We start from the raw sequence: 18,547 nt of genomic DNA on the forward strand, positions 1-18,547 counted from the left end.
GGATCATATCCATCCCTGTGCTTCGGCAATTTTAATCGCTTCCTGGCGCGAGCTTGCGTTCAATTTAGAAAACACTTCGGACAGATAGTTGCGCACGGTCCCTTCTGACAGCGATAATGCGCGCGCCAACTCGCGCGTGGTCTGCCCTGTTGCAGCGAGGCGCAACACCTGAATCTCCCGCTCCGTCAGCGGATTGGCACTTTCCATCGCGGCGACCATCAGCGCCGGGCTCATCACCCGTTCCCCCGCCACAATGCGGCGGATGGCCGCAGCCAATTCTTCGACCTGCGCATCCTTGAGCAAATAACCGCACGCCCCCGCCTTGACCGCGCGCTGCATGTAGCCAGGGCGCGCGAACGTCGTAACGACGATGCACTTGCACGTCGGCACGCGTGTGCGCAACTGCTCGACCACCTCAAGGCCGCTCACTTTCGGCATCTCAATGTCGATGAGGGCGACATCGGGCTGCAGCGTCATGGCCAGTTTCACCGCCTCCGCGCCATCGCCAGCCGCGGCAACCACCTCAAAATCATCCTCAAAATCAAGCAATGTCGCGATGGCGCCGCGAACCAAAGCCTGATCCTCAGCAAGCAAAATCCGAATCATTGGACACGCTCCTGTGCGATGTCTTTTCCTTCATCTTCAGGTGCAACAATATGAACGACGACACTGGGCTGCCAGGGCAACGCGCGCAGTTGGGCAGGCGCAGTCATTGCGCCGCATCCTTTATCCCAGAGGTGCATCTGACCGCCCACAGCAGCCACCCTGGCGCGCATTCCTTTGATGCCATTGCCGCCAGATGTGCTGCCATCCACCGCCGTCACGGACGCGATATGCCGTTGCTCAAAACCACGACCATCATCGGCAATGCACAAGTGGACAAACCCATCCTCATCCACTTCAAGGCCCAACCACGCTTTTCGAGCCGCGCTGTGGCGGACGATATTTGTCACGGCTTCGCGCAGGCACATCGCCATCACTTGATAGACGGCTCCTTCCATGCATGACACATCACCTAGCGCGAAGGTGCAATCGATATTCGCCGCTGTAAGCAAAGTTTGCGCAGCGCTCCATTCATCCTGAAAGTCTGGCTGGCGCATGTCCGCCACATATTCCCGCACCTGTGTCAATGCCTCTCTCGCCGCGCGTTCAATGTCTTGCACCTCCGCCAGCGCCAGCGCTTCGTCGTGTCCCCTCGCCAACAGCTTTGCGGCAACCTGCGCCTTGAGCGTGATCATCGAAAGCTGATGTCCCATGACATCGTGCAAATCGCGACTGATGCGATCCCGCTCGGCCCCTTTCGTCAACCGCTCAATCTGGGCATTGGCGCGCGCGAGCTTTTCGTTCGCTGTGCCGAGCTTGCGAAAGGAGCGAATCATAAAGCTCATTGAGAGTATTCCGAAGCAAATGGAAGCAGCCACAGGCGCGTACATCAGCAAATCAGCGTGATAATCGCCGCGCAACAACCAGCCCAATTCCACAGCGCTGCCTGCGGCAAGAATCCCGAAACCCCAAACCATGGACCGGCGAGACATAAAGGACAAAGTGGCCACTGGATAATAGAGAATGGCAAAATAGCCAGGGCTCAACCACCAGGCCAACATCCAGATGATTACAATTTGGCCCATGACGAACCAGAATCGTTTTACCCCGGTGGCAAAATAGCCAAAGCTGTAACAAACGCCAAACACGATGAGCAGTGCGGCGCCCAATAGCGCACGGGCGCCGCTGGGCGCGTAGATGAGATAAACTGCGGAGAAGAGCAGTTGGGCCAAATAGAAATAAAAGACGCGCCGACTGTTCTTTTTTGTCCACTGCATCTGTTGAACTCCCTACTCCTCACATCAGCATTTTGCAAAACCGTCACATATTTGCCTGCATCATACCATGAATTTCCCGTAGAAATCCCACAGGTCTCCGAGATGCCCAATCAGACGGCTCTGCTTTCCGTCCGCGTTCCAGTCACCCAGATGGCGAGCAAGGAAAAAAGCGCGAAATAGCCGACCAAAATGGCCACATCCCCGACCGTCGGCAGATGACTGCCCGCCAATTGCCAAGCGAGATGGGCAAGATGATACGTCGGAATGCCCTCGGCAACATGTTTGAGAAAAGCGGGCAGGATGGTGACAGGAAACCACAAGCCGCCAAAGATGGAGAGCGCGAAATAGACAGCGGAAGCGACAATGTTTGCCGCATCCATCCCTATCAGTTGACCAATCAACATCCCCAGCACAATGAAGACTAGACCGCCCACCGCGATGAACAATGCGCTGATGATCCAAATGCCGACTGTCAAGTGAACGGGTTCAAAAATGCTAGCCAGCGCAAACAAAATGAAAACCTGTATCAAATTCATCAACAGACTCGCGACAATCTTGGTCGTCACATAATTGAACGGACGCAGTGGTGTCGTCTGGACCAAGCGCAACCACCCTTGCGTGCGTTCAAAGGCAATTTTGCTAGCCATTCCGTTCAACCCACCCCCGACTACACTGAAGGTCGCCATGGAAATCATGTAGTAGGACGCCCAATTGGTGCCGTTTATCCGCATGTTTGGACCATCCAGGTTGACGAACAGAAAATAGAAGCCCACAGGTAACAACACGCTGAAAAAAGCAAAACGACGATTGCGCAAATTGCGTAAAATCTCATACTTACACTGTGTTAGCCAATTCACTTCTGCAACCCCCATCACCTTGTCCGTCTGCTTGCGTCAATGAGACAAACGCATCTTCTAAATGCCCCTGTGAAATTTCGAACTGGGAGACATCCAGGCGGCTGAACACCAAGGTGCGAATCACGTCGTCTGGCTGCCTGGTCAACATGCGCACACGCCGACCATGCCACGCTACATGTTCCACACCTGGGAGTTGATTGATGTCGTCAGCGCTCACCCCTGGTCCAACGACGCAGGCGACATAGCTGTTACCTGCCAGTCGTTTGATCTCTTCCAACGTTCCATCCACCGTCACACGCCCGTTTTGCATGACGAGAATCCGGTCGGCGATGGCCTCCGCTTCCTCCAGGTGGTGCGTGGTCAAAAGAATCGTTCTGCCCTCTTGCCGAGCAAACGCGCGCAAATGTTCCCAAAACGCGCGACGTGCTGTGACATCCATGCCCGTGGTCGGCTCGTCGAGAAAGACGATGCGCGGGTCACCGGCCATCGCCAAGGCAAACTGCAAACGGCGTTGCTGGCCGCCACTCAACGTTGGCGCCTGTTTTTTCGCCTGCGCTTCCAGATCTGCCATATTCAGCAGCACAGAAGTATCGAGCGGATGCTCGTAGTAACTGCGAAACAAATCAATCAGTTCCCTGACAGCGAGTTTGTCCGGCAAGCTCACCTGTTGCAACATCACACCATAGTGTGCGCGCGTCGCCGCTCTGCGCGGATTTTTCCCGAACACGCTGATTTGTCCCGCCGTCGGCCGGACAAGACCAAGCATCATCGAAATGGTCGTCGTTTTCCCAGCGCCGTTCGGCCCTAACAAAGCGACAATTGTCCCCGGCTCAATCTGAAAACTCACCTCGGCGACAGCCGTTTTGTCGCCATATCTCTTACTGACCTGCGAAAGCGTGATGGCTGATTCCAAATCCGGGTGACCCCCCTTGCGTTTTCTATTTTTATCGTACGGCTTGCGCAGGACTCGCCACAGTGAAGGGTGTCAGCAAACAGAGGTGACATTTGTCATATCTTTCGGAGTGTCCATCCACCAACCACACTGCCGTTCACGGCAGCATGGTCGGTTGACCGACTTGTTCTTGGGCAAAGAGGCGGCGAAGTTGTTGGATGTGGCGCGCGTCCGAGAGAATCAGCAGATGATCCCCACTGCGCAGTTTTGTCGCGCCGCGCGGGACGACGACGTGATCGCCCCGAACGATGCCGTAACACAAGGTGTTTTCCGGAAATTTGATATCGACCATGCGCTTTTCCACGAGTCGCGAAGTGAGACTGATTTCCACCGGCAAGATGACGGCACTTTCGCGCGCAATGGAAATGAGTTCGAGAATATCCTCCGTCGGCGTCGGATCGACCAGATTCAGGCGCTCGGCAAACCAGTTGACCGTCAACCCCTGCACCAATGTCGAAGCGATCACGATGAAAAACACGACTTCGATCATCTCGATGTGCCCGGTTACCTGCGCCTCCACTGCGGAGAGGATGAGGACGATGGGGGCTGCGCCGCGCAAGCCCGCCCAGGAGATAAACGCGCGCTCCTTATTCGTCAATCCCGCACCGAGTGTCGACACCCAGACGGCAATCGGCCTGGCCACAAACAACGTCCCGAGCGCCAGGACGATGCCTGGCGCCACGATGTAGGCAAAATCGCGCGGCACGAGAAAGAATCCGAGGACCACAAACATCAGGATATGCATCGTCCAGGCCAGTCCCTCGTGGAAGCGAATGATGCTGTAACGGTGTTCCATATGGCCATGCGAGAGCACAACCGCTGTCACGAACACAGACAAAAAGCCGCTACCTTCCAGGGACTGGGCCAAAGCGAACGAAAGCAGGGCAAACCCAAGCGAGAGCGCTGGATACAGACCGCCTGTGTCCAGGCGAATCCTGCGATTGATATAAGCGCCAAACAGCCCAATGAGGACGCCGATGATGAGCCCCAAGCCCATTTCCAGCACGAACAGACCAAGCACATGCCATGTCGCCTGTCTGATTGGACCGAGATCGTGCTGTGACCACTCGATGAGGATGGTCGTGAGGAAGAACGCCATCGGATCATTCGTGCCCGACTCCACTTCCAGCACATCGACCAATCGACGCCGCAAGGCAGTGCCACCCAACACGCTGAATACGGACGCCGCATCGGTTGAGCTTGCGGCGACGCCGAGCAAAGCTGCCGAAATCAACGGCAAGCCAAGCAAAGCCTGCGCAAGCAAAGTCATGATGGCCGCTGAAACCAAGACACCCACTGTCGCCAAGGACAGCGACGGCGCCCAAGCGCGCCGAATTCGCTTTAAAGAGGTATGTAGCCCGCCTTCAAACAGAATGAAGGCGAGCGCGAGATAACTTAAGTTTTTCGCCACGGTGGGCGTGACACTTTCCAACACACTTGGATCTACTGTGGCAAAGACGGCGCCAATTGCCACAAAGCCAATCAGGACAGGAAAGCCAAACTGCTTATTGACACGCGCGAGGAGGACACCCGCCAACAAAACAATTGCGACAACAAGAATAACAGTATTCACACATCTCCTCCTCTAGCGCTGTCATCAAATAAATGCGAATTCTTCAGCCGTTCGCATCGATGTGATAAACGCGATGAGCAAATCGGCTGTGCGTTGCAGGTCGCGTTCATCAATCACTTCCACAGGCGAGTGGGCATACCGCGAGGGAATGGAAAGGACGCCTGTCGGCACACCCGCGCCAGCCAAGCTCAACTCTCCCGCGTCTGTCCCGATGCCAGCGAACACTTCCAGTTGATGGGGTATGCCAGCTTCTGTCGCCAATGAGATCAGCTTATCCCGAACAGGCACACTTGCAATCAAACTGAAGTCCATCACTTTGATGCCTGGTCCCGCGCCAAGGGCCAACGTGTTATCCATCATTTCCTCCGGCGTGTCGCTGACCGCCGTGGTATCGATGGCAATGGCGACATCTGGCTGTAGTTGCCGTCCAGCCACGCGCGCACCGCGCAAGCCAACTTCCTCCTGCACCGAGAACACCGCGTGGACAGTGCCATAGAGCGTGTCCGGCTGCAATTGTTCCAACGCCTGAATCAGCACTGCGCAACCAGCCCTGTCATCAAACGATTTGCCGACCAAACGGTGTTGGCCAAGCCGTTCGACAGACGTCGCCCAACTAATCGGACAGCCGACGGTAATGCCCATGTCAGCGACCTCTTTCGGCCCACTCGCGCCAACGTCGATGTAAAGCTGGTTGTAGCGACGCACCCGACTGACGTCGTCCGCCTTTTGCATGTGCGCGGAAATCGTGCCGATGACCCCTGGCACGCTGCCATGCGGCGTCCGGATGCGCACTCGCTGCGCCAACAAAATCCGATCATCGTGCCCCCCGAGTTTTTCAAACCGCAACAATCCATTTTGCTCAATTTTCTTCACAATGAACCCAACTTCGTCCATATGCGTGGAAATCGCCAACACGGGTCCAGCGTGCGCCCCCTTGACGGAGACAATCACGTTGCCGACGCCATCCACACGCACCGCGCCCTTGTGCTGCAAACGGTCACGGATATAGCGCGCCACATCGTGTTCAAACCCGCAAGGGCCAACCAACTGTGTCAATTCGCGCAAAAGCTGTTCCATATACAAGTCACCTCAAGTTCGCCAAATGCCGATGATCCCTATCCTACCACGGACGCCAGTGGATGCTAAAACGGGATGTGCTGCTCACAGGACAGCGCGCGGGCAAATTTAGAAATTGCGCTCGATCCGCCTCCGGCCAATCTCCAACCCGTTCCTCAAATCATTCAGAGAGATATGAAGAAGCTAATGTCAGCATTGAATGGCAAGACGACATCAATGACTAACATGAGGAACGAGTTCACCTTAAATGTGGTACTGTTGCAACAAGCAAAAAAGTATACGCACCAAGCGCATATCAATCTGCGCTGAGTATTGGAAAATTAAGGGATAAATTCTCGGAGCAATATAGACTACAGCATCCTAACGCAAGGGGGCGTTATATGATGGAGATCAATGAAAACGAGAAGTACTACAACCCCTATGAAGATAAGTCCCTACATCAATTACAAGCTGAAGAGGAAATTGTAGATGAGCTTGAACCTTTTAATGATGCCGTAAAATATAACAACCTGATATTTGGCCACAGACAAAATCGGCCGCTATCTGATTATCCAAAACGTGCACGCCGTAAAGTAAAAATTTGGTCTATTGTCATATTAGCGTGGGTTATCGCTGGAGTGCTCTTGCGTCTCTATGTTCTCTTTTTTGAGACGTAAAAGGGATCAAATGGATCTAGTAGATGAGGTCGATAAAGCACTAGTGTGTTTTGTTCAGACACTGAGAACCAAATATCGTGTAGCGGCGCTTTCAAATGCAGGGGCTGATCTCGAACGTAGACTGACACACTTTGAATTCTTTGATTCATTTTGAAGTGGTTGTCAACTCCCATCGCGTACATATGGCAAAACCAGATGAAGAGATATACCTGTTCACTGCGGATCAATTAGGGGTCAATCCGAGGACAAATTAGAAATTTGATACACACCCATTGACGAAGTACAGCACCGTCTCTTTCCGCAACTTTTATCCGATCACGTTCATTCTCGACGACACCTGCGCCTACTGGATTATTTTCCAATGAGCGAATCCTCCGTGATTACATGCTGGCGGCTACGCTCTACCTGACCGGCATCGGACATGGAGTTCGTTACACGAATTTGAGTTCATATCCCGGATAATACATATTCAGAATGCTTTCAAAAGTGAGCTTCGCTATACTCGCCCAATATTGGGTCCCCCACTGAGACATGATATACGTCCCATCGTACCAACTATTGTCTGAATCCTGAGCCCCCATCCGATAGTCTAACTCTTTAATTGTACCGTCGGACGGGACATACACCATGTTCCATGTCTGTCGAACAGCTTGGTCCGTTTCAGGACGCCCACTAAGGTATTTAAATTCTTGAAAATTAGTCGTATTGTCTACATCATATGTAAAACCACTTTCTGTTGTAGGATGTAAGGTCTTATACCACGCGAACATCTTCACCGCAATGGCACCGGCTTTTAAGGCTTCTGTGTTCCAACTGGACATCCATTCGTTTGGTAAAACATCTTCACAATACTCTTCGAACCCCAGTGTTTGAACGTAAAGAATGGGCCCAACTGGATTATTGTACGCTCTGACGGCGACACGAATAGTGGATGGATACGCTGTATTGTAAATCGTTTGTGTTTGCGCGCTCGCATCGGTGGGAAATAACAGAACGAGAAACAGCATGGTGCAAACTTTGAATAAATAGGAACATAAACGTTTTGTCAAAAGCTCCCCTCCTACTGCTGTTCCGGGCTCCACGGTGCATATCCCGGATCTCCCGGTATTGGAGGCTGTTTTTTGAGTTTTAATTCTTTTGCATAATAGTCAACATACATTTTCAGATCGTGACGAAAAAAATCTCCAAGTGATTGAGAGGGTTCATTACGACTGTTCGGAACAATTGGTTGTAAGACCACAGTTTGTACGGTATTTTGGCTGTTCGGAACAACAAAAACAGCTTGTTCATTGTAGCCGTTCGCAAGGACAACAGCATTCACTACGCCTTTGGCATCAAATCCCTGATTCCACTTCATTTCGTGAAAAGGGACAGAGGCATTCCAAACGCCACGTGCATTCGTCAGCCCAGAATCCACAATTTTCCCTTCGTGACTAATCACAATTACACGAGCACCAGCAATCGTCGTTGACTTCGGAGAACCAACGCGAAATTCAATATGCCCTTTTTGTTGATTTGTTGATACAGCAGCAAACACAGGTGAAACACTACTGACAAAACTGCATAGGACAAGACTTGAGATCAATTTCGTAGACGTTCTCATAATACGCTCCCCTATAAATCTTCATCTTCAAAAGGAAGGATTCCACTGAAAACGTCATTTATGTATCTGGCATATAATATAGGTTGTTTTATCGGGATGAACATGACACCCCCAGTGCGCCATCTGCCAAGATGCGCCCTGGGGGGTGAAAATACGCTGCCAATCCTACCAAACCGTGTTCCCCAATGAATCCTGCGCTGCCACGTTTGTCACCTGTTTGCCGTCTGATGAAATGGTAAACGAAAGTTCATGCGCATACTGCATCACACCGTCTTGGTCATTGTGCAACATACCGCCAACGGTGTGCACTTTGTAGCCGTTCGCCGTCTGATCAACCAAAATCGTCGGCGCAGCCATCGGATTCAACAGGCCGCTCGTGTACTTGCTGACCTCGGCCTGAATCGCCGCTTTCAGCGCAGGCGACAGCGCGTAATACGTCTTTTGTTCCTGTAGCGCCTGCTCTGCAGCTTGCTCAATGGTCTGTAACTGCCCGTTCGGCGGATACGCATTTGCGCCCTGCTGCAAACCGCGTTGCGCCTGTTCGAGCGCCTGTTGATAAAATCCGGCTGCCAGATTGCCGCCAGCCAGACCATAGTCAAGCATTTTAGGTGGAACAGCGTCTTCGCCCTTTTGCTTGGCGAGCGCCTGATAATAAGGAATCACGTTGTTGGCAAAGTAGGTTGGATAGTCCGCGTTGTTCGCTTTCGCATAGGCCTGTTTCTGCGCATCCCAAGCGTACATTTGGATATTTTCCAACGGCCCGGTATCGTGTTGCCACGTTGCGATCTCCATGCCGCCTTGCCCGTCAAAATCGCCGATGTCAGCCAGTGCCGCCGTGTCAAAAATCGGCTGTAACTTGCCGTTCAGCCATTTGAGAATCACCGTTTCATTCGCGCCGTCCCCCACATAGGCTTGCAGCGCCAACGCGGTCGATCCGTCCCCGGTCACATCCCCTGCGTTCAGTTCCGCAAGTGATACGCCAAGGCCATTTTTTTGCCACAGCGGTTGCCACTTTCCATCCTGTTCGCCAACAACGACGGCGCCAATGATCGATTTGACCTTGTATGCAGCCGCGTAGGCCATTTCACCATCACCATTGAAATCGACCGCCAGATATGGCGTATCCACACCAGGTCGGTTCACAAGTTTGGCGCCGACAGGCAACGCCGCCTGAATGGCGGCTTTGGCGTCAGCCCCCGGCGTATTTTGCGCTGGCTGTGCAGATGAAACGCTGATCTTCATACCGTTCAGCGCGCCGCTTGGTATCGTCTGATTCGCGGTAAATGACGTTCCACCCCAACCAAATTCAACGGTCACCGGCGCAAGTGATGGAGATGAGAGCGGATCTGTCTCTGCATAGTTGGCATATGTGATCTCAAACGACATGCCCGCTGCCGCCGGTTTCACCGAGCGAATGTCTGTTTTCTCGGTATCCGAATCCACACCGACAAACGTCTGGTTGTGAAAGAAAAACACCACTTGGCCGTAACCATCTGCAGAAGGACTTCTCGTCCCGACGACAGCGGTCACCGAATCCCCATTGTCCGCCGTGATGGTGACGGGCTTGCCGCTGATGGCAAAGTGCTCTCCCGACGTCCCCACCTCACTGGTGGCCGCCATCACCTGATCTATCTGTGCGACGGACGGCGGACCGCTCTTGTCGTTGGTCAATGTCAAAGTATGATTGCCGCCGTTCCAACTGGCCAGATAGCCTGTATCTGCCTGACTGATTGCTTTGTTGACGTACCAGATTGGCACGTATGTCTGCGACTGCCCAGATACACTCGACTGAACGACTGGCACGTTGCGCATCAATTGTGATCCAGCCGCGATGTCGATTTTGCCTTGCGGAGGTGTGGACAGTGTTGCGCTTTGCAATGCCAGGTTATCAATGAGCAGTTGCTGGCCGTTATACGATACGTTGAGCCCCATCTGCGAAATCGCCTGTTGGAGCGTGCTCACAGGCAACCACACAGTGTGATTTTGCACCACGGCCATCGCAGGCATCGATTGCCCATTGACCACAATTTCACTTTGCTCCTGTATCTGCTTTGTACTGGTGTGATGTGTCGCCGCAAAAACGGTCAAATTAGGCAACGAGCCAAGCACAATGGCTGTTGCGGCGAAAGCGGATCCGATGTTCTTTCGCATGAATCTATCTCCTCACGCCAAAATAGGGAAGCTTCGAACGCCTTTACGCGCCTATGCCTCTTACGCCTATAAGACGGAACAGAGATATATCATGTGACAAGCGCAATCACAAAATTCACGACAACTGTGGTATGTCGGACAAAGCATTGGGATCGTCACACATGCACATCTACAATCTTTAAACCAAGTGCGCATTTACGCCGATTTCGCGCAATTTATCAAAAAACATCGGACAGGTCTTCGAAACACAGCCTGGATCATCGATAGACAAATTGGCCACGCGCAGACCCATGATCGCTTGCGCCATTGCCACACGGTGATCATCGTAAGAGGATAGGCGCACGCCTTGTGGTTGTCCTGGATAAACGGTCACGCCGTCGGCGCGTTCCTCGACGCGAATGCCCATTTTGCGCAGCGTTTCGCAGATGGCCGCCAATCTATCCGACTCGTGATGGCGAATATGTTCGACTTCGATGATGTCGATAGGCGCGTCTGCGAACGGCGCGAGAAAGGCCAATGTCAGGGTCTGATCCGACATTTCCTTCATGCTCACCGTGAAACCGCCCTGCAACTGCTTTGGACCGCGCACTTCTATGCCATGTCCATCCTTGTCCACGACGCAGCCCATGCGCGCCAACACATCGACAAAGCGCACGTCTGGCTGGCGCGTCTGATAGGAGAGATTCTGCACGCGCACACGCCCCCCTGTCAGCGCCGCTGCCGCCCAAAAGTAACAAGCGGTAGAAGCGTCTGCCTCAATTTCGTATTCGCGCCCCTTGTAGCCAGTAGCTGCCACGCGCATCGCCGAAAGGGATTCATCCGCTTCGATGACCGCCCCAAACTCGCGCATCATATCCAAAGTGATGTGCACATACGCACGCTGGACAATATGATCTACGATCTCGATGGCCACCGGCGCTTTGGCGTATGGCGCGGCAATCAGCACCCCACTGATAAATTGGCTGGACACCGCGCCGGACATCTGCACACGCCCGCCATGGAGTCCGGTGGTTTTGAGCCTGATGGGCAATGTATCTGGCCGCTCGGACTGCGGTGTGATGTCAGCGCCAAGCGCCTGCAACGCGGTCAATAGCACGCCCATCGGCCGTTCGTTCATCCGTTTGCTGCCTTCGACAAACCAGTCCCCGGCGCCCGCCGCGAGCGCGCTGGTCAAAAACCGAGCCGTGGTGCCACCTGCCCCTGTATACACGCGCCCCTGTGTGTTGGGCCAAATTCCGTCCACACCTTGTATCGTGACAAATTCGCCGTCGACATCTACAGAGAGCCCCAAAGCGCGCAATGCTTCAATGCACCAATACGCGTCGTCACTGCGCAAAAGGCCGGACAGTCGCGAAGTGCCCTGCGCCAGAGCCGCGACAATCAACGCCCGATTTGTGAAACTCTTACTGCCTGGAATCAAGACATCCGCTTCGATAGGTCCATCTGGCGGTTCTATCGTCGCGGTTTTGACATCGTGTAAGGCCCAGGGAGATCTCGCTTGTAAATCTGCTTCGTGTTCTGACATATGCTCACCTCGTGAATGTAAATGACTCGTTTGGCCGATTCAGGTTCCCAATACACAATATCGATGAAATCGATTAAACTGAAGAAAACGTGTGTTCGTATACAAGGGAGCAATTGCTGTGGATGACAATCAGCTTGTACAACCATTTCTCAAATGGGCCGGGGGCAAACGCCAACTCATCGGCGAAATACGAACACACGCGCCAAAGCGTTTTAACACCTATTATGAACCTTTTCTTGGCGGCGGGGCCGTTCTGTTTGACTTGCAGCCGAAAAAGGCAATCGTCAATGATATCAACAACGAACTGGTAAACACGTATGAAGTGATAAGAAATCACATCGGGCTTCTGATTGAAGATCTCAAAAAACACAAAAACGAGCGGGCATACTTCTATACACTGCGCAAACTCGATAGACAGCCAGAATACCAAGCGCTATCACCCGTCGCCCGCGCCTCGCGCATGATCTATCTCAACAAAACATGTTACAACGGTCTTTTTCGAGTAAACGGACAAGGTCAATTCAACGTCCCATACGGGGATTACAAAAATCCGAATTTTTTAGATGAATCCACGTTGCAGGCAGTTCATCATTTCCTCGTATCGAATCAGATTGAAATCCTGAATACCGACTTCGCCCAAGCCGTTGCCACTGCGCAAAAAGGCGATTTTGTCTACATCGATCCACCATATGATCCAGTTTCGCACACCGCCTCATTCACTGGCTACAGTTTGGACGGTTTTGGCCAAAAAGAACAAATCCGCCTCAAAGAAATCGTCGATGATCTCACCCGGCGTGGGTGTTATGTGCTCTTGAGCAACTCGGCAACGAACTTTATCAAAGATTTGTACAGTGGTTACAGAATCGTGATCGTCGAAGCCAAGCGGGCCATCAATTCGAATGTTTCACGACGTGGTAAAGTGGATGAAGTCCTGGTGAAAAACTATGGCGAGGACGAGTAACCCGCGCAAAAAAGCTGCCCCCCAGTGACTTTCGCCACTTTGGGTGCAGCTTTCCTACCTGTGTCATTTGGCATAGACGCCTTAGAGAATATCAGCCACCAGCCAGCCGATGGTGTGATTATGGCAGATACCTTGTTTTCTCCGCCATCGGAGTGCGAGTCTTCGGCGCAGGCACATCTGTCGGATGACCGACACCAATGACGCCCACGACGACATCGCCCTCAGATACGCCCAGAATTTCACGGTTTTCTGCTTTGCCACCGACGGAGGTCCAACGCACACCAACGCCTGCCTCGTATGCGACAAGCGAAAAGTTTTGGACAAACGAAGCCGCAGCAGTCAGGTTTTCTTCCCTGTCCATTTCTGTGCCAGCACCATGCGCCACAATGGCCAAGACGACAGGCGCGTCGCCAAAGTTTGCTTTGTGATTCAACTTCTCCCGGGTCTCCGGCCCAATGACCAGCACATCCCAAGGTTGCGCCATCCGGTGATTGGGCGCATAGCTCGCAGCATCCAGCCACTCCATCAACTGCTCATTCGGTATCGGATCCGGTTTGAATTGCTTGATATTTCGACGCCCAATAACGGCTTCCTTTACATTCACGCGACATCATCTCCTTTACCAACTCTCATAAATTGTAGCCCAAACAAAAAGCGGATACATCCGCCTATCCCTAGCACTTCTATTCGAAGATATGAACGTTTTGCGAAAAACATCATCTCTACGCGTTGATGTTCACTTTGACATGCTAGGAGACTTGTGGAAATCTATCAGCATGAATGGCTAGAATATTTTCCCACAAGCCCTAGATCACTGCATCACTTTTGAGAAAAGATGTAATTGCATCATTCAGTCGGTTCATGCCCACAGTCATTCTCTGTGCATTCGTATGCGAGAAGTTTAGGCGCAATGTATTTCTGCGTGGATTTCCAGCATAAAATTCCGTCCCCGGCACAAAGGCGACCCCCGCTTTGACCGCCGACTGCAACAGTACATCTGCATCAATTTCAGCAGGCAACTCCAGCCACAAAAACATGCCGCCCTTCGGTTCCACAAAATGAACTTGATGCGAAGGGAGCGCCGCCAATAGGCGCATCATGTGCTGCATGCGACGCCGATACTCCGCTGCGATGTTTTGAATGTGTCCATCGAGATCGAAATGGTTGATCAGGCTGTGTAGCGCTTGTTGATCGATGGAGCTGGAATGGAGATCTGTCGCCTGCTTGGCGCGGGTCATGGCCTGCACGATCTGTCGATGCCCACAAACCCAGCCGATGCGCAGTGCAGGCACGACAGTCTTCGAAAATGTGCTCGTGTAGATGACCCCGTGAAACCCTGCCTGTTTGCCGAGTGTGAAAAGGGACGGATAGGTCTCGTCCTGATGGAATTTGATGTCACCGTACGGATCATCCTCAAGGATGAGCACATCGTGATGCGCACAGGCGTCAAGCAAAGCCAGACGTCGCTCTTCACTCCAGACGATGCCCGTCGGATTGGCAAAAGTAGGCGTGACATAAGCGAGTTTCGGCTGATACTGTTTGATTTTGGCCAGCAGATCTTCAGGGATCATCCCCTGGCTGTCGCTTTCCACCGCGACAATGTTGACCGAATAATATTTAAAAGCCTGCAGCGCTGCTAAATAAGTTGGGTTTTCTGTCAAAACCACGTCACCGGGTTCCAAATAGACCTTGGCCAGCAAATCAATCGCCTGCTGCGAACCAGTGGTCAAAAGCACATCTTCCACATTCACATTGATGTCCTTTTTGATCAGCCGTTGCCGTATATCATCCCGCAGCGGCGGATGTCCTTCGGTCAGCCCGTATTGCAACACTTTATTGCCTTGCTGAAATACGCGTTCAAAGGCTTTTTGCAAATCCCCGGCTGGAAAAAACTCTTCGGCCGGCAGGCCACCAGCGAATGAGATCACATCATCATGCTGTGTCAGTTTAAGAATTTCCCGAACGGCGGACGCTTTGATCTCGCTTGCCGTCTTCGCAAGTTTCAATTGCATAAACAATCACCACAATTCGTTATTTTCAGATTTTTGGTATACTAGAAATGCTGTCAGTCTGCTGCGCAGCCCACTGGAAACATTGTATAGCAGGGAAGCAATTTTGCAAGGATTGAGCCAACTCGCCGCACTTTTATGTACGCATTTGTCACAGAAAATCGCCTTATTTGGAGGCGGTTGATTTCATTACCACGGCGAAGATTGGAAATTTATTAGCTGAGATTGCTACTCCATCTTTTATATTTGTCCGTTTTCATCTCATGTGCACATGGCTAATGTTTAATTGAGGGTCATGGTTTTTAGTTTCTGAAGGAATTCCAACCCACAATGCGCTAAGGAAACACTGTGGGCTGTTGTGTTTATCGTAGACTGTTTGATGTGCACCTTAAACGGACTGTCGTCCTTCGGCACCGTGTCACAGTCTGACCGCGGAAATAAAGATGAATATATTGCCCCTCATTACGGAGTTACACGGATTTACACAAGATTCCGTAATCCTCATCCGATAGTTGAATTCCTGCTGCTGCGATGTTTTGCTCTAGGTGAGCGACAGAAGAAGTTCCGGGAATAGGTAGAATGATTGGAGAGCGTTTTAAGAGCCACGCGAGCGCAATCTGAGACGACGTTGCATCTAGACGTTTCGCCACGTCATGTAATACTCCATCCGACTTGACTAACCTACCTGCAGCTATCGGCCCATAAGGAATAAATACGATACCATATTGTTCGCAATACTCTAAGACAGTTTCCGTTTCACGCATGGAAAAATTGTATAAATTTTGCACAGATGCGACTTCTATATACTGTCTTGCATCTTCTAACTGCTCGACTGTCACGCCACTAAGACCTAGGTGCCGTACCTTCCCTTCCTGTTGCATGAGAACCAGTTCTCCCAGTTGTTCCGACAACTCCACAGTTGGGTCAATACGATGCAATTGTAGAAGGTCGATGCATTCCAATCCAAGATGGCGTAGGCTTAGCTCGACCTGCTGTCGCAAGTATTCAGGGCGACCGAGGGGAGCGAAACTTGCTGGACCCGAACGAACGAGACCAACTTTGGTGGCAATTACAAGATTATCTTGATAAGGATGTAACGCTTTCTTAATCAGCATATCCGATACAAACGGTCCATACATATCTGCCGTGTCGATAAAATTCACGCCAAGTTCGACAACACGACGAAGAACGCTAACTGCTTCCTCTGGATTCGCAGGCTCACCCCAAACTCCGGGACCGGTCAGTCGCATAGCGCCATACCCTAATCGGTTCACTTGGCGTTCTCCGCCGATAACGATTGTGCCTGCGTTGGCTGATGACAAAGTCTTCAACATACATTCCTCCTGAATGAACGGTGAAACCTGTGCAGTACATTCAAATATCCGGTGCGAGGGAGGATCGAAGTCATCCATCATATGAAGTGCTCACAGCCAAATCCTCGGTCGCAAACATGCTCTCTACACGAGCCCACTACACCGTTCGGAATGTAGTAACCCTATCACTTTAAGTTCACTTTAAGTCAAATGCATCCGTCCCTTTAGACAAAACGACTGCATCGTAATATGCGATCTTTCGAATAATTTTTTCGAGATACACTTGATATTGAGTAATTTCAAATTCTATTTTCGTCTTATGCCTCTGCAAAATGTTTCTTCTTTGGTGTTCAGTCCCCTCTCCGATACGCATGAGTCTGACGTATTCCTTGATTTCTTCAATCGCCATTCCTGTCTGCTTCAATGCCACAATCCAGTCCAACCAATCCCGATCCGTTTTCGTGTAAGTTCTTCTTCCACCAGAGTCACGACTGATAGGTGGAAACAAACCTTCCTTTTCATAGTAACGTAGTGTCGATGCTGGAATTCCTGCAATCTTTGCAAGATCACCGATCGAGTACATCATGCAATTGTACCTCCATGTTTCAATTAAAGTTAACTTCAAGTCAGATCAGTGATTATTCAATCAGCTCAACACCTAAATTCATGTTCAAAATCCCCAGCAAAGATACCTCAAATACATACACAAGTACCATTGTCCGCTCTTGTCCGTTTCATTGCAACTTCAGATGGAATTTCTTATTTAGAGAAAACCCATGCGTCATTAGGAGGGTAAAATGATGCGGTATAAGAAAATAAATAACGTCACTGTTAATAGACTACGAAAACGACAAAACGATTGGTCGTCTGGAAATTGGTCTGGTTACGCTCGTTCGGCAAACTCTGGTCGGTATATCAGTGTGTCGGGGAGATGGCGCGTCCCTGCTGTTTGTCCTAGTCCAACAAACACGTATTCCTCCACATGGATCGGCATAGACGGTTTTAATAATCGTAATTTGATCCAAACGGGTACAGAATCAGACTACGTTAATGGAGCAGCTAGATATCACGCCTGGTGGGAAATATTACCCAACAGCGAAAGAATCATCACTTCTCTACCAGTAAATCCAGGAGATCTTATGCAAGCCTGTATTCGAAAATTACCCAGTGGTCGATGGAGAATTAAGATTGCAAATGTAACTCAAGGAAAAAACTTTGCTACGGTTAAAGCCTATAACGGGCCACAGTCGAGTGTAGAGTTCATTCAAGAAGCGCCGACGGTTAATGGCAGTATAGCTACATTAGCTAATTACGGAAAAGTCATATTCAACCATTGTCTTATCAATGGCCGTAATCCAAGATTTAAAACATCTGAGGCCGGAGTGATGGTTCAAAATGGCACCCAAGTATCTACCCCATCTATACCGGATAGCGATAAAGACGGATTTGCAGTTGTTTATGGATCAATACCCCCGAATCCACCAGCATCGCTTGTCAAAAAACGGGTGAAAACTCCAAAACAGAGGAGAGGAAACCTAAAAGGCGGCAGAAATGTGATCGCAAATGGTCGCCGTAATTCCATCCGTAAAATCCGTAAACGGTAGACACCTATGATGTCATTATAGTTTTTATTTCAATATTTGGCAGCGCAGAAACATCTTTTAATTCCTTGCAGTACACCGGTTTGAACAACATGCAATAGCCCTGTTGACAAATTAAAAGCATCGCTCCGTTTGGTATCGCGCAAGTACGAACAAACACTACCATTCCGGAGAGGTGCTTTCCTACATGATAGAGCATGTTGTAGAAAATAATGAAATGTTCGTTATTGAATTGAATATAGTTGATCCCGATCCTGCAAAGGCATTGCTTTGTAAATTTTATCAATTGCATCAGGTAATCGGTTTTTTACTAATATGGCTTTGCCAGGATTCCAGCATGAATCAAGTGGTGTTAGGTTAAAAGTGTGGACACAACGAATCGAGAATGTGAAAATAAGTAAATTGATTCGAGGTGTCTACGATGACAAAACAATACGATGCAGATTTCA

At 50.9% G+C, this 18,547-nt stretch carries 18 protein-coding genes; 4 read left to right on the forward strand and 14 right to left on the reverse strand.

Annotated elements, in window-relative coordinates:
* Positions 1 to 3 precede the first annotated feature (3 nt).
* The 6 genes from ACFSB2_RS10825 to ACFSB2_RS10850 form a co-directional block, all read right to left on the reverse strand.
* Entirely contained in the window at positions 4 to 606 is a 603-nt protein-coding gene (locus tag ACFSB2_RS10825; RefSeq protein WP_377943057.1) for a response regulator transcription factor, read from the reverse strand.
* The gene (locus tag ACFSB2_RS10830) at positions 603 to 1,820 is read right to left on the reverse strand and encodes a sensor histidine kinase (RefSeq protein WP_377943058.1); all 1,218 of its coding nucleotides are present in this window, start codon (positions 1,818 to 1,820) and stop codon (positions 603 to 605) included. Before ACFSB2_RS10830 ends, ACFSB2_RS10825 begins: the two co-directional genes overlap by 4 nt.
* Before the next feature lie 110 nt (positions 1,821 to 1,930).
* The gene (locus ACFSB2_RS10835; protein ID WP_377943059.1) at positions 1,931 to 2,677 is read right to left on the reverse strand and encodes an ABC transporter permease; all 747 of its coding nucleotides are present in this window, start codon (positions 2,675 to 2,677) and stop codon (positions 1,931 to 1,933) included.
* Complete coding sequence (locus ACFSB2_RS10840) at positions 2,655 to 3,590, reverse strand: ABC transporter ATP-binding protein (RefSeq protein ID WP_377943060.1); 936 nt, start codon at positions 3,588 to 3,590, stop codon at positions 2,655 to 2,657. The genes ACFSB2_RS10835 and ACFSB2_RS10840 overlap by 23 nt, the downstream gene beginning before the upstream one ends.
* A gap of 136 nt (positions 3,591 to 3,726) precedes the next feature.
* Complete coding sequence (locus ACFSB2_RS10845) at positions 3,727 to 5,202, reverse strand: potassium/proton antiporter (RefSeq protein WP_377943061.1); 1,476 nt, start codon at positions 5,200 to 5,202, stop codon at positions 3,727 to 3,729.
* 24 nt (positions 5,203 to 5,226) lie between these two features.
* Positions 5,227 to 6,279 carry a M42 family metallopeptidase gene (locus tag ACFSB2_RS10850; protein ID WP_377943062.1) on the reverse strand — a complete coding sequence of 351 codons (1,053 nt, stop codon included), beginning with the start codon at positions 6,277 to 6,279 and terminating at the stop codon, positions 5,227 to 5,229.
* 383 nt (positions 6,280 to 6,662) lie between these two features.
* Between ACFSB2_RS10850 and ACFSB2_RS10855 the strand changes: the two genes are divergently transcribed.
* Entirely contained in the window at positions 6,663 to 6,935 is a 273-nt protein-coding gene (locus ACFSB2_RS10855) for a hypothetical protein (protein ID WP_377943063.1), read from the forward strand.
* A 431-nt stretch (positions 6,936 to 7,366) separates the two neighbouring features.
* Here ACFSB2_RS10855 and ACFSB2_RS10860 read toward each other — a convergent pair whose 3' ends face one another.
* From ACFSB2_RS10860 to aroA, 4 genes are all read right to left on the reverse strand, one after another.
* Positions 7,367 to 7,984, reverse strand: a complete 618-nt coding sequence (locus tag ACFSB2_RS10860) for a SpoIID/LytB domain-containing protein (RefSeq protein WP_377943064.1) — start codon at positions 7,982 to 7,984, stop codon at positions 7,367 to 7,369.
* Positions 7,985 to 7,995: 11 nt separating this feature from the next.
* Complete coding sequence (locus tag ACFSB2_RS10865) at positions 7,996 to 8,472, reverse strand: hypothetical protein (protein WP_377943065.1); 477 nt, start codon at positions 8,470 to 8,472, stop codon at positions 7,996 to 7,998.
* A 231-nt stretch (positions 8,473 to 8,703) separates the two neighbouring features.
* Complete coding sequence (locus tag ACFSB2_RS10870; protein WP_377943066.1) at positions 8,704 to 10,689, reverse strand: LppP/LprE family lipoprotein; 1,986 nt, start codon at positions 10,687 to 10,689, stop codon at positions 8,704 to 8,706.
* A gap of 178 nt (positions 10,690 to 10,867) precedes the next feature.
* Positions 10,868 to 12,214 carry a 3-phosphoshikimate 1-carboxyvinyltransferase gene (gene aroA / locus ACFSB2_RS10875; RefSeq protein WP_377943067.1) on the reverse strand — a complete coding sequence of 449 codons (1,347 nt, stop codon included), beginning with the start codon at positions 12,212 to 12,214 and terminating at the stop codon, positions 10,868 to 10,870.
* Positions 12,215 to 12,326: 112 nt separating this feature from the next.
* Here aroA and ACFSB2_RS10880 point away from each other — a divergent pair, with 112 nt between their 5' ends.
* Positions 12,327 to 13,175: a DNA adenine methylase gene (locus ACFSB2_RS10880; protein WP_377943077.1), complete on the forward strand. Its 849-nt coding sequence runs from the start codon at positions 12,327 to 12,329 to the stop codon at positions 13,173 to 13,175.
* A gap of 118 nt (positions 13,176 to 13,293) precedes the next feature.
* Here the strand turns inward: ACFSB2_RS10880 and ACFSB2_RS10885 are convergent, their stop codons facing one another.
* From ACFSB2_RS10885 to ACFSB2_RS10900, 4 genes are all read right to left on the reverse strand, one after another.
* Positions 13,294 to 13,779 carry a nitroreductase family protein gene (locus ACFSB2_RS10885; protein ID WP_377943068.1) on the reverse strand — a complete coding sequence of 162 codons (486 nt, stop codon included), beginning with the start codon at positions 13,777 to 13,779 and terminating at the stop codon, positions 13,294 to 13,296.
* 202 nt (positions 13,780 to 13,981) lie between these two features.
* Complete coding sequence (locus ACFSB2_RS10890; protein ID WP_377943069.1) at positions 13,982 to 15,187, reverse strand: aminotransferase-like domain-containing protein; 1,206 nt, start codon at positions 15,185 to 15,187, stop codon at positions 13,982 to 13,984.
* A gap of 467 nt (positions 15,188 to 15,654) precedes the next feature.
* Positions 15,655 to 16,515, reverse strand: coding sequence for an aldo/keto reductase (locus ACFSB2_RS10895; protein ID WP_377943070.1), 861 nt, complete (start codon positions 16,513 to 16,515; stop codon positions 15,655 to 15,657).
* Positions 16,516 to 16,693: 178 nt separating this feature from the next.
* Positions 16,694 to 17,083, reverse strand: a complete 390-nt coding sequence (locus tag ACFSB2_RS10900; protein WP_377943071.1) for a MerR family transcriptional regulator — start codon at positions 17,081 to 17,083, stop codon at positions 16,694 to 16,696.
* A gap of 214 nt (positions 17,084 to 17,297) precedes the next feature.
* Between ACFSB2_RS10900 and ACFSB2_RS10905 the strand changes: the two genes are divergently transcribed.
* Both ACFSB2_RS10905 and ACFSB2_RS10910 read left to right on the forward strand, forming a co-directional pair.
* The gene (locus ACFSB2_RS10905) at positions 17,298 to 18,101 is read left to right on the forward strand and encodes a G1 family glutamic endopeptidase (RefSeq protein ID WP_377943072.1); all 804 of its coding nucleotides are present in this window, start codon (positions 17,298 to 17,300) and stop codon (positions 18,099 to 18,101) included.
* Positions 18,102 to 18,285: 184 nt separating this feature from the next.
* Positions 18,286 to 18,459 carry a hypothetical protein gene (locus ACFSB2_RS10910; protein WP_377943073.1) on the forward strand — a complete coding sequence of 58 codons (174 nt, stop codon included), beginning with the start codon at positions 18,286 to 18,288 and terminating at the stop codon, positions 18,457 to 18,459.
* The last annotated feature ends 88 nt before the right edge of the window (positions 18,460 to 18,547 follow it).

The sequence above is a fragment of the Alicyclobacillus fodiniaquatilis genome (assembly GCF_042678105.1).
Taxonomy (GTDB): Bacteria; Bacillota; Bacilli; order Alicyclobacillales; family Alicyclobacillaceae; genus Alicyclobacillus; species Alicyclobacillus fodiniaquatilis.

What these genes read in the sequence shown, in the direction of transcription:
- ACFSB2_RS10850 (WP_377943062.1), bottom strand. Translation starts at nt 6,279, where the DNA reads ATGGAACAGCTTTTGCGCGAATTGACACAGTTGGTTGGCCCTTGCGGG.
- ACFSB2_RS10855 (WP_377943063.1), top strand. Translation starts at nt 6,663, where the DNA reads ATGGAGATCAATGAAAACGAGAAGTACTACAACCCCTATGAAGATAAG.
- ACFSB2_RS10825 (WP_377943057.1), bottom strand. Translation starts at nt 606, where the DNA reads ATGATTCGGATTTTGCTTGCTGAGGATCAGGCTTTGGTTCGCGGCGCC.
- ACFSB2_RS10900 (WP_377943071.1), bottom strand. Translation starts at nt 17,083, where the DNA reads ATGATGTACTCGATCGGTGATCTTGCAAAGATTGCAGGAATTCCAGCA.
- ACFSB2_RS10830 (WP_377943058.1), bottom strand. Translation starts at nt 1,820, where the DNA reads ATGCAGTGGACAAAAAAGAACAGTCGGCGCGTCTTTTATTTCTATTTG.
- ACFSB2_RS10890 (WP_377943069.1), bottom strand. Translation starts at nt 15,187, where the DNA reads ATGCAATTGAAACTTGCGAAGACGGCAAGCGAGATCAAAGCGTCCGCC.
- ACFSB2_RS10905 (WP_377943072.1), top strand. Translation starts at nt 17,298, where the DNA reads ATGCGGTATAAGAAAATAAATAACGTCACTGTTAATAGACTACGAAAA.
- ACFSB2_RS10910 (WP_377943073.1), top strand. Translation starts at nt 18,286, where the DNA reads ATGATAGAGCATGTTGTAGAAAATAATGAAATGTTCGTTATTGAATTG.
- ACFSB2_RS10870 (WP_377943066.1), bottom strand. Translation starts at nt 10,689, where the DNA reads ATGCGAAAGAACATCGGATCCGCTTTCGCCGCAACAGCCATTGTGCTT.
- aroA (WP_377943067.1), bottom strand. Translation starts at nt 12,214, where the DNA reads ATGTCAGAACACGAAGCAGATTTACAAGCGAGATCTCCCTGGGCCTTA.